Here is a 14,638-nt window from a genome sequence, read left to right as displayed (position 1 = left end):
GCGGCTTCAGGCCGCCGTCGTCGCATGCAGCGTCAGGAAACGCTTGAGGATGCCGGACGAATAGCTGCTCGCGATCGCCGACAGGAAGTGCGAGAACGACTGCGTCGCGTGGTCGTCGGCCGTATCGGAGATCGTGCGCACGAGCGCGAACGGCACATCGTGCTCCGCGCACACCTGCGCGATCGCCGCCCCTTCCATTTCGACCGCGAGTGCATCCGGCAGCGCATCGCGCAGCGCGACGACCTCGCGCTCGCTCGACACGAAGCGGTCGCCGCTGATGACGAGCCCCGCGTGCAGCGTCGCGCCGGCCAGGCTGAAGCGTGCGGCGAACTGCGCCCCCTCTTCCGCGACGAATTGCGTGCACGCGGCCCGCAGGCGCGCGGTCAGTGCGGCGTCGGTCGCGAAACGCGTGATGCCGAGCAAAGGCACCTCATAGCGCGGAAACAGCGGCGACGCGTCGAGATCGTGCTGCAGCAGCGTATCGGCCACGACGACATCGCCGACGCGCACCGTGCGCGACACACCGCCCGCGACGCCGGTGAACACGATGCCCGACACGCCGAACACGTGGATCAGCGCGCTGACCGTCGCGGCGGCCGCGACCTTGCCGACCCGCGCGAGCGTCACCACACAGGCCGCGCCGTGCACGGTACCGACGTGATAATCGCGGCGGCCGAGCGTGACCGTCTTCATCGCGCCGTCGGCGCGCATCGCGGCGATCAGGTCGCCGAGTTCCTCGGGCAGCGCGGCCAGGATGCCGAGCGGTCGAATCGAAGCCGTGCCCACCATGTCGATGCCCGTCATTCCACCGCCTGCAGTTTCGCGACCGCGAGCGCGAGCCACTTCTCGCCGTGCCGCTTGAATTTCACCTGTGCCTTCGCATCGGTGCCGTTGCCTTCGAGCGCGGTGACCGTGCCTTCGCCGAACTTGGTATGGAACACCTGCTGGCCGACGCGGAAACCGGTATCGGCGGCCCGCTGCTTGTTCGCGAACGCCGGCAGCGGCGCGGACACGGCCGCATCGACGATCTGCTCGCGACTGCCGCCGCCCGGCCGCGCGAACCAGTCGCGCCCGTACCCGGCGTTGTCCGACCGGCCACCCCAGCGCGAACCGGCCTCGACCTTCGGCGTCAGCCACTTGAGCACGTGTTCGGGCAGCTCGTCGAAGAAGCGCGAGCGCACGTTGTAGCGCGTCTGGCCATGCAGCATCCGGCTCTGCGCGAACGACAGGTAGAGCCGCTCCTTCGCGCGCGTGATCGCGACGTACATCAGCCGGCGCTCTTCCTCGAGGCCGTCCGATTCGAGCACGCTGTTCTCGTGCGGGAACAGCCCTTCCTCGAGGCCCGTGATGAACACGGCCGAGAATTCGAGCCCCTTCGCCGCGTGCACCGTCATCAGCTGCACGGCGTCCTGGCCGGCCTGCGCCTGGTTGTCGCCGGCCTCCAGCGACGCATGCGACAGGAAACCGGCGAGCGGCGTCATCGTGTCGGGGTTCTGTGCCGGGTCGGCAGGCGATACCGGGTCGAGCACGTCGACCGCCTGATCGTCCGCCGCGGAGCCGAGCTCCGGGGCCGCGATCGCGCCTGCGCGCAGCGGAATCGAACGGGCCGGCGTATCGAGCCCGTAGCCCTCCTCGGCGATGAACGCGGTGGCCGCGTTCACGAGTTCCTGCAAGTTCTCGAGACGATCCTGGCCTTCGCGCTCGCCCTGGTAGAAATCGGCGAGACCGCTGGCGCGTACGATGTGCTCGACGGTGTCGGGCAGGTTCATCTGCTGCGTGTCGGCGCGCATCTTCGCGACCAGGTTCGCGAACCCGCCGAGGCTCGTGCCAGCCTTGCCCGTCACGTACGGAATCGCGGCGGCCATCGAGCAGCCGTACAGGCGCGCGGCGTCGGCGAGCTGCTCGATCGAGCGCGCGCCGATTCCTCGGGTCGGGAAGTTCACGACGCGCACGAACGCGGTGTCGTCGTTCGGGTTGTCGATCAGGCGCAGGTACGCGAGCGCGTGCTTCACTTCCTGGCGTTCGAAGAAGCGCAGGCCGCCGTACACGCGGTACGGGATGCCCGACGACATCAGCGTGTGCTCGATCGAGCGCGACTGCGCGTTGCTGCGGTACAGGACGGCCACTTCGCTGCGCGCCATCCCGGTGTTGATCAGCGAGCGGATCTCCTCGACGATCCAGCCGGCTTCCTGCGAATCGGTGCTCGCCTCGTACACGCGCACGGGTTCGCCGTGGCCGGCGTCGGTGCGCAGGTTCTTGCCGAGGCGGTGCGCGTTGTTCGAGATCAGCTGGTTCGCCGCGTCGAGGATGTTGCCGTGCGACCGGTAGTTCTGCTCGAGCTTGATCAGGCTGCGCACCCGGAATTCGTCTTCGAAGTCGCGCATGTTGCCGACGTTCGCGCCGCGGAACGCGTAGATCGACTGATCGTCGTCGCCGACAGCGAAGATCGCGTTCTGGCCGCCCGCGAGCATCTTGAGCCACGCGTACTGCAGCTTGTTGGTGTCCTGGAACTCGTCGACGAGGATGTGCCGGAAGCGCGCCTGGTAGTGCGCGCGCAGCGGCGCGTTGTACGCGAGCAATTCATAGCAGCGCAGCAGCAGCTCGGGGAAATCGACGACGCCCTCGCGCTGGCACTGCTGGTCGTATGCCTGGTACAGCTCGACGAACTTGCGGTTGAAGTTGTCGGTCGCGTCGACCTTGTCGGGACGCAGCCCCTGCTCCTTCGCATTGTTGATGAAGTACTGGACGTTCTTCGGCGGGTACTTCTCGTCGTCGACGTTCGCCGCCTTCATCAGCCGCTTGATCGCGGACAGCTGGTCGGCCGTGTCGAGGATCTGGAAAGTCTGCGGCAGGCCGGCGTCGCGCCAGTGCGTGCGCAGCATCCGGTTGCACAGGCCGTGGAACGTGCCGATCCACATCCCGCGCGTGTCGATCGGCATCATCGCCGACAGGCGCGCCATCATCTCGCGGGCGGCCTTGTTCGTGAAGGTCACGGCGAGCACGGTGGGCGGCGATGCGTAGCCCTGCTGGATCAGCCACGCGATGCGCGTGATCAGCACGCGGGTCTTGCCGCTGCCCGCCCCTGCGAGGATCAGCGCCGGTTCGTTCGGCAACGTGACGGCGGCGAGTTGTTCGGGGTTCAGATTGGCGAGCAGGTCGGGCATGGAGCGGCAGCGAACGGGCGAGGAAAATGCGGACCCGACATTATAAGGCGGCCGGACGATGCCGTTCCCGATCCGTTCGACCGCCCGTCGCGCGTACGTTGCCGGCACGTGGCGGCCGCGTCGCGACGGGCCCGCGCCGGCAAGGCGATGGCTGGTCGATGTGCATCCATTTATAATTGTCGGATTCGGCATCCAATTCACGCATTTTTCGGCAGATTTCCAACATGAGCGACAACACGCTTGCGAAGAGTTTCGAGCCCCACACCATCGAGTCCCATTGGGGGCCGGAGTGGGAAAAGCGCGGTTACGCGGCCCCGGCATTCGATCCGGCCCGCCCCGATTTCTCGATCCAGTTGCCGCCGCCGAACGTGACGGGCACGCTGCACATGGGCCACGCGTTCAACCAGACGATCATGGACGGCCTCGCCCGCTACCACCGGATGCTCGGCGAGAACACGCTGTGGGTGCCCGGCACCGACCACGCGGGGATCGCGACCCAGATCGTCGTCGAGCGCCAGCTCGACGCGCAGGGCGTGTCGCGCCACGACCTCGGCCGCGAGAAGTTCGTGGAGCGCGTGTGGGAATGGAAGGAAAAATCCGGTTCGACGATCACCGGCCAGGTGCGTCGCATCGGCGCGTCCACCGACTGGTCGCGCGAATACTTCACGATGGACGACAAGATGTCGGCCGCCGTGCGCGACGTGTTCGTCACGCTTTATGAACAGGGCCTGATCTACCGCGGCAAGCGCCTCGTCAACTGGGATCCGGTGCTGTTGACCGCCGTGTCGGATCTCGAAGTCGTGAGCGAAGAGGAAAACGGCCACCTATGGCACATCCGCTACCCGCTCGTCGACGGCTCGGGCTCGCTGACCGTTGCCACGACGCGCCCGGAAACGATGCTCGGCGACGTCGCGCTGATGGTCCATCCGGAAGACGAGCGCTACGCGCACCTGATCGGCAAGCTCGTCACGCTGCCGCTGACGGGCCGCGAGATCCCGGTGATCGCCGACGACTACGTCGACCGCGAGTTCGGCACGGGCGTCGTGAAGGTCACGCCCGCGCACGACTTCAACGACTACCAGGTCGGCCTGCGCCACAACCTCGCGCCGATCGAGATCCTGACGCTCGACGCGAAGATCAACGACAACGGCCCCGAGCAGTATCGCGGCCTCGACCGCTTCGACGCGCGCAAGGCGATCGTCGCCGATCTCGACGCGCAGGGCTTCCTCGATTCCGTGAAGCCGCACAAGCTGATGGTGCCGCGCGGCGACCGCACGGGCGTCGTCATCGAGCCGATGCTGACCGACCAGTGGTTCGTCGCAATGACGAAGCCGGCGCCGGAAGGCACGTTCAATCCCGGCAAGTCGATCACGGAAACGTCGCTCGACGTCGTGCGCAACGGCCAGATCAAGTTCGTGCCGGAAAACTGGACGACCACCTATTACCAGTGGCTCGAGAACATCCAGGACTGGTGCATCTCGCGCCAGCTGTGGTGGGGCCACCAGATTCCCGCGTGGTACGGCGAGAACGGCGAGGTGTTCGTCGCGCGCAACGAGGAAGAAGCGCGCGCGCAGGCTGCCGCGAAGGGTTACGCGGGCGCGCTGAAGCGCGACGAGGACGTGCTCGACACGTGGTTCTCGTCGGCGCTCGTGCCGTTCTCGTCGCTCGGCTGGCCGAACGAAACGCCTGAACTGAAGCACTTCCTGCCGTCGTCGGTGCTCGTCACGGGCTTCGACATCATCTTCTTCTGGGTCGCCCGGATGGTGATGATGACCACGCACTTCACGGGCCAGGTGCCGTTCCACACCGTCTACGTGCACGGCCTCGTGCGCGACGCGGAAGGCCAGAAGATGTCGAAGAGCAAGGGCAACACGCTCGACCCGATCGACATCGTCGACGGCATCGATCTCGACACGCTGGTCGCGAAGCGCACGACGGGCCTGATGAACCCGAAACAGGCCGCGACGATCGAGAAGAAGACGCGCAAGGAATTCCCGGACGGCATCGCCGCGTTCGGCACCGATGCGCTGCGCTTCACGATGGCGTCGATGGCAACGCTCGGCCGCAACGTGAACTTCGACCTCGCGCGCTGCGAGGGCTATCGCAACTTCTGCAACAAGCTGTGGAACGCGACGCGCTTCGTGCTGATGAACTGCGAAGGCCACGACTGCGGCAGCGACAAGCCGGAAGTCTGCGGCGCGGGCGATTGCGGCCCGGGCGGCTACCTCGACTTCTCGGCGGCCGACCGCTGGATCGTGTCGCTGCTGCAGCGCACCGAGGCCGACATCGCGAAGGGCTTCGCCGATTACCGCTTCGACAACATCGCAAGCAGCATCTACAAGTTCGTGTGGGACGAGTACTGCGACTGGTATCTCGAACTCGCGAAGGTGCAGATCCAGAACGGCACGCCGGAACAGCAGCGCGCAACGCGCCGCACGCTGCTGCGCGTGCTCGAAACGGTGCTGCGCCTCGCGCACCCGATCATCCCGTTCATTACCGAAGCGCTCTGGCAGAAGGTCGCGCCGCTCGCCGGCCGCTATCCGGAAGGCAAGGCCGACGGAGAAGCGTCGCTGATGGTGCAGGCGTACCCGGTCGCGAACCTGCAGAAGATCGACGAGGCGTCCGAACAGTGGGCGGCCGACCTGAAGGCGATCGTCGACGCGTGCCGCAACCTGCGCGGCGAGATGAACCTGTCACCGGCAACCAAGGTGCCGCTGCTTGCCGCCGGCGATGCCGAGCGCCTGCGCTCGTTCGCGCCGTACGTCCAGGCGCTCGCGCGCCTGTCGGAAGTGCAGATCCTCGCGGACGAAGCGGCGCTCGACAAGGAAGCGCACGGCGCGCCGATCGCGATCGTCGGGCCGAACAAGCTGGTGCTGAAGGTGGAAATCGACGTCGCGGCCGAACGCGAGCGCCTGTCGAAGGAAATCGCGCGCCTGACGGGCGAAATCGCGAAATGCAATGCGAAGCTCGGCAACGAGGCTTTCGTCGCGAAAGCGCCGCCGGCGGTGGTCGAACAGGAGCAGAAGCGCGTCGCGGAATTCCAGAGCACGCTCGAAAAACTGCGCGCGCAGCTCGATCGGTTGCCTGCGTAACAAAGGGTAAGGTTGTTTGCGTTCACTATAATGCGGACGTGAACATAAACCGTCTGACAAGTCGATTACAGAAATAAAGGTTCGATCATGTTGAAAGTCACCAAGGCGGTATTCCCTGTTGCCGGCCTCGGCACGCGCTTCCTCCCGGCAACGAAGGCAAGCCCGAAGGAAATGCTGCCGGTCGTCGACAAGCCGCTGATCCAGTACGCGGTCGAGGAAGCGATCGCCGCCGGCATTACCGAGATGATCTTCGTCACCGGGCGCAGCAAGCGCGCGATCGAGGACCACTTCGACAAGTCGTACGAAATCGAGGCCGAACTCGAGGCGCGCGGCAAGGAGAAGCTGCTCGAACTCGTGCGCAGCATCAAGCCGAGCCATGTCGACTGCTTCTACGTGCGCCAGCCGGAAGCGCTCGGCCTCGGCCATGCGGTGCTGTGCGCCGAAAAGCTCGTGGCCGACAACCCGTTCGCGGTGATCCTCGCCGACGACCTGCTCGACGGCAACCCGCCCGTGATGAAGCAGATGGTCGACGTGTTCGACCACTATCACAGCTCGGTGATCGGCGTCGAAGAGATTCCGCCGTCGGAGACGAAGTCGTACGGGATCGTCGACGGCAAGGAGTGGGAGGAGTCGATCGTCAAGATGTCGGCGATCATCGAAAAGCCGGCGCCGGAAGTCGCGCCGTCGAACCTCGGCGTGGTCGGCCGCTACATCCTGAAGCCGAGGATCTTCGAGCACCTGCGCGCGCTGAAGCCCGGCGCGGGCGGCGAACTGCAGCTCACCGACGCGATCCAGGCGCTGCTCGCCGATGAACAGGTGCTGGCCTACAAGTACCAGGGTACGCGCTACGACTGCGGCAGCAAGCTCGGCTACCTGAAGGCGACGGTCGAATTCGCGCTGCGCCACGCGGAAGTCGGCGCGGAATTCGACGCGTACCTGCGCGCGCGCGCCAGCGCTCACCCGGCCGACTGAACGCGGCAAGGGCACGAGGGCTCACTCCGGCGAGCCCGCCCTCACCTCACCGGCCGGCGCTCAGCGCGCTTCGGCCGGCTTCACCGAGACGACGCCCGGCATCCCGCCCGCGTCGTCTTTTTTCGTCTTGACGAGCCAGCCGTTGCCCGCGTCGAACGGCATCTTCGCGAGCGCGCTCTTCACGAGCGCCGGCGCGGCCTGCTGCGTGCCCGGCTCGCGATCGCGCAGCGACGCCGTCACGCGATAGACGTCGGCCCCCGACTTCGCGTCGACGAACCGCAGCGTCAGCACGTGGCGGTATACCTTCCCGGCGAACGGCAGCGCGAGCGGCGACGGCCCGTCGACGGTCACGCACGCGCTGCTCGCCGCACCGCACTGGTCGGCGACGGCCGCGACCGCCGTCGGCTGCGTCGCGTAGGCGACCGACAGCCGGTAGCGCGCGTCCTTGAGCGGTTTCGCATCGAAGCCGCGGTGCGCGAGTTCGTCGCGCACGAGCGTCTCGATCTGCCGGTATTCGGCATCGTTGGCCTGCGCGGCCGTCCGCACGAAATCGTAGCCGTGTGCATCGGATGCGAACGCGTTCGGCTGCCCGACCGCACTCACGCCGCTCGTCACGCCGGCGCAACCCGTCAACAGCGACGCCGCCAGCGCGGCCGCTGCCCATTCCTTTCTCATGGCTTTCCCCAAATACCTGCCGTCGTGCCCGGCCCTATCAGGCGGACGGCTCGTCGATCGCGGGCAGCGACACCGTCACCGCGGTGCCGACACCCACCTCGCTGTCGACCGACACGCTGCCCCCATGGCGCGTGACGACCGTCTTCACGAATGCCATGCCGAGCCCGGAACCCGAGATTTCGGGCCGCTCGCCGGCATGGAACCGCTTGAAACGCTCGAACAGATGCCGCTGATCTTCCGGCGCAATGCCGTACCCCTGATCGCGAATCGTACAGAACATCCGTCTCGATGCATGCTCGACCGCCAGCGTACACGTGATCACGGTATCGGACGGACTGTATTTGACCGCATTGTTCAGCAGGTTCACGAACGCGCGCGTGATCAGCGAGCGGTCCGCGCGCACCCAGCACATGTCGGTGCCGACGTCGGTGTCGATGCGGATGTGCTTCGCCTGCGCCTGCGGCCATACCTCGTCGCTCGCGTCGATCAGCACGTCGACGAGGCTCGTCGCCTCGAGCTGGTACGCCTGCGACTCCGCGCGCGCCAACTGCACGAACTCGTCGGCGAGCGACAGCGCGCGGTGCGCATAGCGCTCGATCCGCGCGAGCAGCCCGCGCATCGCGTCGGTCTCGACGCGGTCGCGCTCGATCTCGACGAGCGCGAGGATCGACGACTGCGGCGAGCGCATGTCGTGCGACAGCAGGTGCAGCGCTTCCTCGCGATGCCGCTCGGCCGCGTGCAGTTCGGTCACGTCGACGAGGCCGGCGATCCAGCCCGTCACGCGGCCCTGCGCGTTCGTGCAGGCCGCGTAGCGTAGCAGATGGTCGAGCCCGTCGCGATCGCGCACCTCGATGCCGCGCGCCATTGCATCGTGCTCGTCCTCGAGCGTCGGGTCGAGCACGGCCGGCCAGCGCTCGCGAATCGCCGCGTCGTGTTCCGCGTTGCCGTCGACGGTCTTCATGAACGTCAGCTCGCCGAGCGCGGTGCGCAGCGGCCGCCCTTCCGGCAGCGGCAGCGCGAGCCGCGACCCGTAGCGCTTCGCTGCATGGTTCGCGATCAGCACGGTGCCGGCCAGGTCGGTCACGAAGATCGGCTCGGGCATGCTGTCGAGGCTGTCCCACACGAAGCGCTTCATGTCCTGCACGCGCTGCGCGGCTTGCGCCATCAGCGCCATCTGCCGCTCGAGCACGTCGCCGCCGACGCTGCGCGTGCGCGGCGCCTCGGGCAGCAGGTGCGGCTCGTCGGCGAGCCGCTGCAGCTCGCGGCGCAGGTACGACATCGTCATTTCCAGGCGCCGCCAGTTCCAGATCGGGTAGACGGCGACCAGCCCGAAGATCGCGGGCGCCGGCGACAGCCAGATGCGCGCCTCGAACAGCAGCGCCATGCTCGCGACGACGGCGAGCCCGGCAAGGCTCAGCGTGAGCAGCAGCGCGCGCCACGGCGACAGCATCAGGAAGCCGCCCAGCAGCACGGCGAGCGGCAGCAGCGACGCGGCGAACAGCCCGGCGCGCGACGCGGGCGAGATCGCGCTGCCGGTCGCCAGCATGTCGAGCACGTTGGCGTGGATGTACACACCGGCGAGCGGCCCGAACTCGCCGGACACGGGCGTCGCGAAGCGGTCGTACAGCCCCGACGCCGTCACGCCGACGACGACGATCTTGCCGCGCAGCGCGTCGGGCTTCACGCGCCCTTCGAGCACGTCGTCGAACGACAGCGTCGGATACGCGGGCGTGTTGCGGCTGAACGGGATCAGGTAGCGGCCCTCGCCCGCCGCGTCGCGCGACAGGTCGTGCGCATGCGCACCGGGCACGCCGCCGACCGGATGCAGCCGGCCGCCCTGGATCGCGCGATACACGGGCACCATCAGTTGCGGCCAGCGCACGCGGCCGTCGCTTTCGAACAGCGCGACGCTGCGTACGATACCGTCGCGGTCGACTTCGAGGTTGATGTGGCCGAGCCCGACCGCGCGCGCCGCGAGCGCGGCCACCGGCGGATCGACCGCGCGCGTGCCGTCCGCCTGTTCGGGGCTCAGCAGCACGGGCAGGAAGGTCGGCACGTGGCTCATCGCGTCCGCGAACGCGCGATCCTCCGCGGACGGCTCGGTAAACAGCACGTCGTAGACGACGGCAGCCGGCTGCGCGCGCGCGAGCGTATCGAGCAGCCGCGCGTGCACGTTGCGCGACCACGGCCAGCGGCCGAGCGCGGACACGCTCTGGTTGTCGATGTCGACGACCACCACGTCGGGCGACAGCGGCAGGCTGCGCAGCATCAGCAGCCGGTCGTAGATCAGGCCGTCGACGCTCGTCGACAGGCGGCCGAGCGCGCACGCGAGGATCACCGCGATCCCGAGGCAGCCGATCGCGATCCATTCGATCAGGAAGCGGCGGCCGAGGCGCCGCCGCGGGGAAACGGAGTCAGGTTTCATGCGCCGCGGATCAGCGCGACAGCGTGAACGCGCTGACCGGACTGGTCTTCTCGTAGAACTTGCCGCCTTCGAATTCCTCGACGGTCACGGCCCAGAAATAGTCGCCCGGCGGCAGGTGCGCGACGGTGATCTGGCGCGCATGCAGGCCGACCTGGTCGACGACCGGTGCGCTCAGGTCCTTCGAGCGCGACAGCACGAACCGGTAGCGCGCATCCTTGCCCGAACCGTTCGGCGACCAGCGGAACTCGTAGCCGTCGGCGCCGGGCGACGCGCTCGCGTCGAGCCCCATCACGCGGCGCTCGAACGCATACGTGCGCGGCCGGCCCTCGAGGCCGTTCGCGTCGATCGCGGCGACCCGCACGAAGTAGTTCCCGTTCGGCACGTCGTGAAAGACCGCCCGCGGAGAATCGGTGCGCGTTTCGCGGAACAGGTCGAGCAGCCCGGCGTCGTGCGCGAGCTGCAAGCGGTAGCCACGCGCGTCGCCGAGCGGCGCGACGTCGAATGTGACGTCGGGCTCGTCCTGCACCTTGTCGGGATGCGCGAGCGCCGGTGCGGGCAGCAGCTCGACGGGCGCGCCGACCGCGCCGGACGACGTCGCGACGCTGCCGAAATTCGCATGCACGAGCGTCGGGCCGGCCGGCTGCCGATCGCCCGCGACGCCGACGGTGCCGTCGAGCACTTCGACGCGCGTCGACGCGCTACCGGCCGCGTCGTAATTCACGCGAAAGTGCGTACCGCGCACGCCGGCCACGACCGACGGCGAACGGATCTGGAAGCGGTCGTCGCGTTTCTTCAGATGGGTGACCTCGCTGTCGACCGAACCGCGCGTGAGTTCGAACTCGCGATCGAGCGTGCCGGTCAGCACCGTGCGGCGCAGCGCCTTCAGGTCGAGCTGGCTGTCGGGCGGCAGGCTCATGTGCGTGCCGTCGGCGAGCTCGAGCGTCACGAAGCCGTTCGGGCCCGTGCGCACGCGATCGCCCTCGGCAAGCGTCGCATCGTTCGCGAGCGGCGCGTAAGCGTCGCCGGACGCGCGTTCGGCCGTCCCCTGTACCGCGACGACGCGCGCGGTCAGTTTTTCCTTGCGCAGACGCGCCACCGGCAGCTTCAGCGCGATGCCGGGCTGCAGGTGCTTCGGCGCGGGTACGCCGTTGATCTGCTGAAGCAGCTGCCAGTCGTCCGCGCCCTGCAGGTAGCGCGCGGCGACGTCGTACAGCGTGTCGCCCGCCTGCGTGCGGTAGACGACCATCTTGCCTGCCACGGCAGGCGGCTGCGCGGCCGCATGCTGCGCGGCGAACGCAAACGCGACCGCGCAGGACACACGCAGCGCCGCCGTCCGCAGGTTCGCCGTGTGCTGCGTGATTCCCGTGGTCACTCCGGTTCTCCCTGGCCGACCCGCTCGAGCCGGTAGCCGTAGCCGTAGATCGGCGCGAGGCGATAGCCGTTTTCGGGCCGCAGGCCGAGCTTGGTGCGCAGCATCGAGATGTGCGTATCCATCGTGCGCGACGGGATGTCGGTCGCCTGCTTCCACACGAGATCGAGAATGTGCGCGCGCGACAGCGGCCGGTCGAGGTGCTGGAACAGCAGCAGCGCGAGCTCGAATTCCTTCTGCGTGAGGCTCACTGCCTTGTCGCCGACGTAGGCCTGCTTCAGGTTCACGTCGAAGCGGAACTGGTCGAACTCGCGAACGGTTGCCTCGGCGTTGACCGGATACGCACGGCGCAGCAACGAGCCGATGCGCGCACGCAGGATCGGGCCCGACACGGGCTTGACCACGTAATCGTCGGCGCCGGCGTTGAGGATCTGCGTGATCCCCGCCTCGTCGTCACGGCTCGTCATGAAGATGATCGGCAGGCTGTGCTCGGTCTGATTCGCACGCACCCACTTCAGCACTTCCTCGCCGGACATGTCGGGCACGTTCCAGTCGAGCACCAGCAGATCGAACGTCTCGCGCTGCAGGCGCTTCTTCAGGGCCTTGCCTTCCTTGAACGCATAGCACGTATGGCCGACGGCCGTCAGCGTTTGACTGACGAAATCCGTCTGGGCCGGATCGTCATCCAGTACAGCAATTCTCATAGCACCCCGCAAATCGAAATCGATTCGTCCAGTTCAGCTCCCCGCCCCCACCCCGGCCGCGCAGCACATGCGCGGCTTCCGGATACCGGCCGGCGAGCCGTCGTTCGCCGCTCGCGCCACCTGCGCAAACCGGCGACCCCGGCTAAATATCTCAAAAACGGGGCACGGACGAACCGGCGATTTCATCATAGTAGTATGAAATTCGCCAATAAATTGCGCGGACTACCGTCTTTTCTTCGAATAATGCTTCCTGTCGCGCAATCGGGCGTCTAGTCGGCGCCCGCGATGCCGGCCACCGGCTCGACAACATCGTCGGCCGGCACGTGCTGCGACAGCGGTTCCGCATGCGCCGGTTGTACAAGCATCCGCTGCAGCTGGCCGCGCACGCGCTCCCACGCGGCGGCCGCGTAGTCCGGCTGGCTCGCCGCCCACGCCTGCGCCAGATCGAACACGCGCTCGATCGTCGCACCGCAGTAGGTCAGGCCCGAGCCGTCGTCCAGCGCGGCGTCGCGCAGCCGTTCGTCGAGCCACTCGGCCAGCCACGGCATCTCGGCCGCGGCCGAATCCGCGTAAGCCTCCAGCGCCGCACGCGCGTGACGATCCTGCTGCGGATCAAGCTCGATACGGCTCAGTCCCGATACGCTGCGTTCCGCTCCGGACGGACTTCGAATGGTCCCTGGTCTGAAGGACATGTCCTCTCCCCGTTGTACGACGGTAGCGTCAGGCATGGCCCCCGTGCCCGCCGTAAGACGTACCGTGGCCGGCGCATCCGCTGGGAGCGGACGACCGGCCGGGTCAGTATACGCAGCCGGTCACGAAGCGAGGTTTAAGAATTGTCAGAAAAGCGCGGCCCGGCGCCAGGCGCGGCCGGCAGCATGACGCGGGCCTTCAGCGGCGGCGCATCAGGAACACGAAGGTCTTGTCCTGCGTCGTCGATTCGACGATCTCGTTGCCCGTCTGCTTGGCGAACGCGGCGAAATCGCGCTGCGAACCCGGATCGGTCGCGAGCACCTTGAGGATTTGCCCGCTTTCCATATCGGCGAGCGCTTTCTTGGCACGCAGGATCGGCAACGGGCAATTGAGCCCGCGCGCGTCTACTTCCTTGTGAATCTGCATCGGCTGTCGACCTTCGAATGTCGCGCCACACGCGGCGCGGGAAGAAGCCGCGATTTTACCGCAGCGCCGCCGCGCCTGCCCGGGCAGGCCAAGGCCCGGCACCCGCGGGCACCGGGTTCACGCGCCGGAGAAACCGCCAGCGAGCCGTTCCCGCAGGTGCCGCACGAGCGCGCGCACCGCGCTCGGCACGACCGGGCTGTACGGGCGGATCGCGAAGATGTGGTCGCCGAACGCACCCGACGGCCGCCAGCCGTCGAGCAGCGCGACGAGCCGGCCGGCGTCGAGATCGCGCTGCGCGCTGAAGTCCGGCAGCAGCGCGATGCCGAGCCCGCCGAGCGCGGCTTCGCGCATCGCCTCGCTGTTGTTCGCCGCGAAACTGCCGCGCACCGGCACGCTCACGCGCTGGCGCCGCCGGCCGTCCGGCTCGAAGCTCCACGCGGCCGGCTCGTGCTCGCGCAGGTAGCACAGGCAGCTGTGCTCGACGAGTTCGCTCGGGTGCCTCGGCGCGCCGCGCGCGTCGAGGTAGTCGCGGCTCGCGACGAGCAGCGAACGCGTGTCGCACAGCTTCCACGCGACGTGGGTCTGCGGCGCGATGGTCGTATGGCGGATCGCGAGGTCGAAACCCTCCTGCGTCAGCGAATGCAGCCGGTCCGACAGGTCGAGCTCGATATGCACGCCCGGATGCCGCCGCAGGAAATCGGGCAGGTGCGGCACGACCTGCTGGCGCCCGAGCGCGACCGGCACCGTCACGCGCAGCAGGCCGCGCGGCTCCCCGGCCAGGTCCTTCACGCGCGCGAAGTGCTGCCCGATCGACTCGAACGCGTCGCGCGTGCTGTCGACGAGCGTCTGGCCCGCGTCGGTGAGCCGCACGCTGCGCGTCGTGCGCCGCACGAGCGGCACGCCGGCCGCTTTTTCGAGATCGGCGATGCGCTGGCTCATCGCGGCCTTGCTGATGCCGAGCCGCTGCGCGGCGGCCGTGAAACTGCCGGCCGCGGCCAGCACCGTCAGCGAATGGATATGCGGCCAGAGGGCCTGGACATTTTGCTGATTCATCCGCCGATTATTCAGAATTCTGAACAGTGAATCAAGCTGCACGGCCTTCTCCCGCCCGGCGCGTTTGC

General features: G+C 67.9%; 11 protein-coding genes. 2 read left to right on the top strand and 9 right to left on the bottom strand.

Annotation, left to right across the window (positions count from 1 at the left end; all coding sequences use genetic code 11):
* Positions 1–6: 6 nt before the first annotated feature.
* The gene (locus tag ACTJLD_RS00255; protein ID WP_027787726.1) at positions 7–804 is read right to left on the bottom strand and encodes a 5'-methylthioadenosine/adenosylhomocysteine nucleosidase; all 798 of its coding nucleotides are present in this window, start codon (positions 802–804) and stop codon (positions 7–9) included.
* Entirely contained in the window at positions 801–3,164 is a 2,364-nt protein-coding gene (locus ACTJLD_RS00250; RefSeq protein WP_440657621.1) for a UvrD-helicase domain-containing protein, read from the bottom strand. Before ACTJLD_RS00250 ends, ACTJLD_RS00255 begins: the two co-directional genes overlap by 4 nt.
* A 224-nt stretch (positions 3,165–3,388) precedes the next feature.
* Between ACTJLD_RS00250 and ACTJLD_RS00245 the strand changes: the two genes are divergently transcribed.
* Both ACTJLD_RS00245 and galU read left to right on the top strand, forming a co-directional pair.
* Positions 3,389–6,256 carry a valine--tRNA ligase gene (locus tag ACTJLD_RS00245; RefSeq protein ID WP_322077801.1) on the top strand — a complete coding sequence of 956 codons (2,868 nt, stop codon included), beginning with the start codon at positions 3,389–3,391 and terminating at the stop codon, positions 6,254–6,256.
* 87 nt (positions 6,257–6,343) lie between these two features.
* A complete protein-coding gene (galU, locus tag ACTJLD_RS00240; protein WP_027787729.1) occupies positions 6,344–7,228 on the top strand; it encodes a UTP--glucose-1-phosphate uridylyltransferase GalU in 885 nt (294 codons plus the stop codon).
* 60 nt (positions 7,229–7,288) lie between these two features.
* On the opposite strand, the gene ACTJLD_RS00235 is transcribed toward galU, so the two are convergent.
* The 7 genes from ACTJLD_RS00235 to ACTJLD_RS00205 all read right to left on the bottom strand — a co-directional run bounded on the left by ACTJLD_RS00235 (position 7,289) and on the right by ACTJLD_RS00205 (position 14,570).
* Positions 7,289–7,903: a DUF4136 domain-containing protein gene (locus ACTJLD_RS00235; protein ID WP_027787730.1), complete on the bottom strand. Its 615-nt coding sequence runs from the start codon at positions 7,901–7,903 to the stop codon at positions 7,289–7,291.
* A gap of 37 nt (positions 7,904–7,940) precedes the next feature.
* Positions 7,941–10,328, bottom strand: coding sequence for a CHASE2 domain-containing protein (locus tag ACTJLD_RS00230; protein ID WP_060196781.1), 2,388 nt, complete (start codon positions 10,326–10,328; stop codon positions 7,941–7,943).
* 10 nt (positions 10,329–10,338) lie between these two features.
* Entirely contained in the window at positions 10,339–11,700 is a 1,362-nt protein-coding gene (locus ACTJLD_RS00225) for a FecR domain-containing protein (RefSeq protein ID WP_440657620.1), read from the bottom strand.
* Positions 11,697–12,401, bottom strand: coding sequence for a response regulator transcription factor (locus ACTJLD_RS00220; RefSeq protein ID WP_006490421.1), 705 nt, complete (start codon positions 12,399–12,401; stop codon positions 11,697–11,699). Before ACTJLD_RS00220 ends, ACTJLD_RS00225 begins: the two co-directional genes overlap by 4 nt.
* 269 nt (positions 12,402–12,670) lie before the next feature.
* Positions 12,671–13,093, bottom strand: a complete 423-nt coding sequence (locus tag ACTJLD_RS00215) for a hypothetical protein (protein WP_027787733.1) — start codon at positions 13,091–13,093, stop codon at positions 12,671–12,673.
* Positions 13,094–13,289: 196 nt separating this feature from the next.
* The gene (locus ACTJLD_RS00210) at positions 13,290–13,517 is read right to left on the bottom strand and encodes a sulfurtransferase TusA family protein (protein ID WP_006402122.1); all 228 of its coding nucleotides are present in this window, start codon (positions 13,515–13,517) and stop codon (positions 13,290–13,292) included.
* 117 nt (positions 13,518–13,634) lie between these two features.
* Positions 13,635–14,570, bottom strand: coding sequence for a LysR substrate-binding domain-containing protein (locus tag ACTJLD_RS00205; RefSeq protein WP_440657618.1), 936 nt, complete (start codon positions 14,568–14,570; stop codon positions 13,635–13,637).
* Positions 14,571–14,638: the final 68 nt, after the last annotated feature.

It is taken from the genome of Burkholderia sp. 22088, from assembly GCF_052045915.1.
GTDB lineage: Bacteria > Pseudomonadota > Gammaproteobacteria > Burkholderiales > Burkholderiaceae > Burkholderia > Burkholderia cepacia.
This window is presented reverse-complemented; position numbering and strand designations above follow the sequence as displayed.

Excerpts from the sequence above, each read along its gene's own strand:
- ACTJLD_RS00250 (WP_440657621.1), bottom strand. The coding sequence starts at position 3,164 with ATGCCCGACCTGCTCGCCAATCTGAACCCCGAACAACTCGCCGCCGTC.
- ACTJLD_RS00215 (WP_027787733.1), bottom strand. The coding sequence starts at position 13,093 with ATGTCCTTCAGACCAGGGACCATTCGAAGTCCGTCCGGAGCGGAACGC.
- ACTJLD_RS00235 (WP_027787730.1), bottom strand. The coding sequence starts at position 7,903 with ATGAGAAAGGAATGGGCAGCGGCCGCGCTGGCGGCGTCGCTGTTGACG.
- ACTJLD_RS00205 (WP_440657618.1), bottom strand. The coding sequence starts at position 14,570 with ATGAATCAGCAAAATGTCCAGGCCCTCTGGCCGCATATCCATTCGCTG.
- ACTJLD_RS00255 (WP_027787726.1), bottom strand. The coding sequence starts at position 804 with ATGACGGGCATCGACATGGTGGGCACGGCTTCGATTCGACCGCTCGGC.
- ACTJLD_RS00220 (WP_006490421.1), bottom strand. The coding sequence starts at position 12,401 with ATGAGAATTGCTGTACTGGATGACGATCCGGCCCAGACGGATTTCGTC.
- ACTJLD_RS00230 (WP_060196781.1), bottom strand. The coding sequence starts at position 10,328 with ATGAAACCTGACTCCGTTTCCCCGCGGCGGCGCCTCGGCCGCCGCTTC.
- ACTJLD_RS00245 (WP_322077801.1), top strand. The coding sequence starts at position 3,389 with ATGAGCGACAACACGCTTGCGAAGAGTTTCGAGCCCCACACCATCGAG.
- ACTJLD_RS00210 (WP_006402122.1), bottom strand. The coding sequence starts at position 13,517 with ATGCAGATTCACAAGGAAGTAGACGCGCGCGGGCTCAATTGCCCGTTG.
- galU (WP_027787729.1), top strand. The coding sequence starts at position 6,344 with ATGTTGAAAGTCACCAAGGCGGTATTCCCTGTTGCCGGCCTCGGCACG.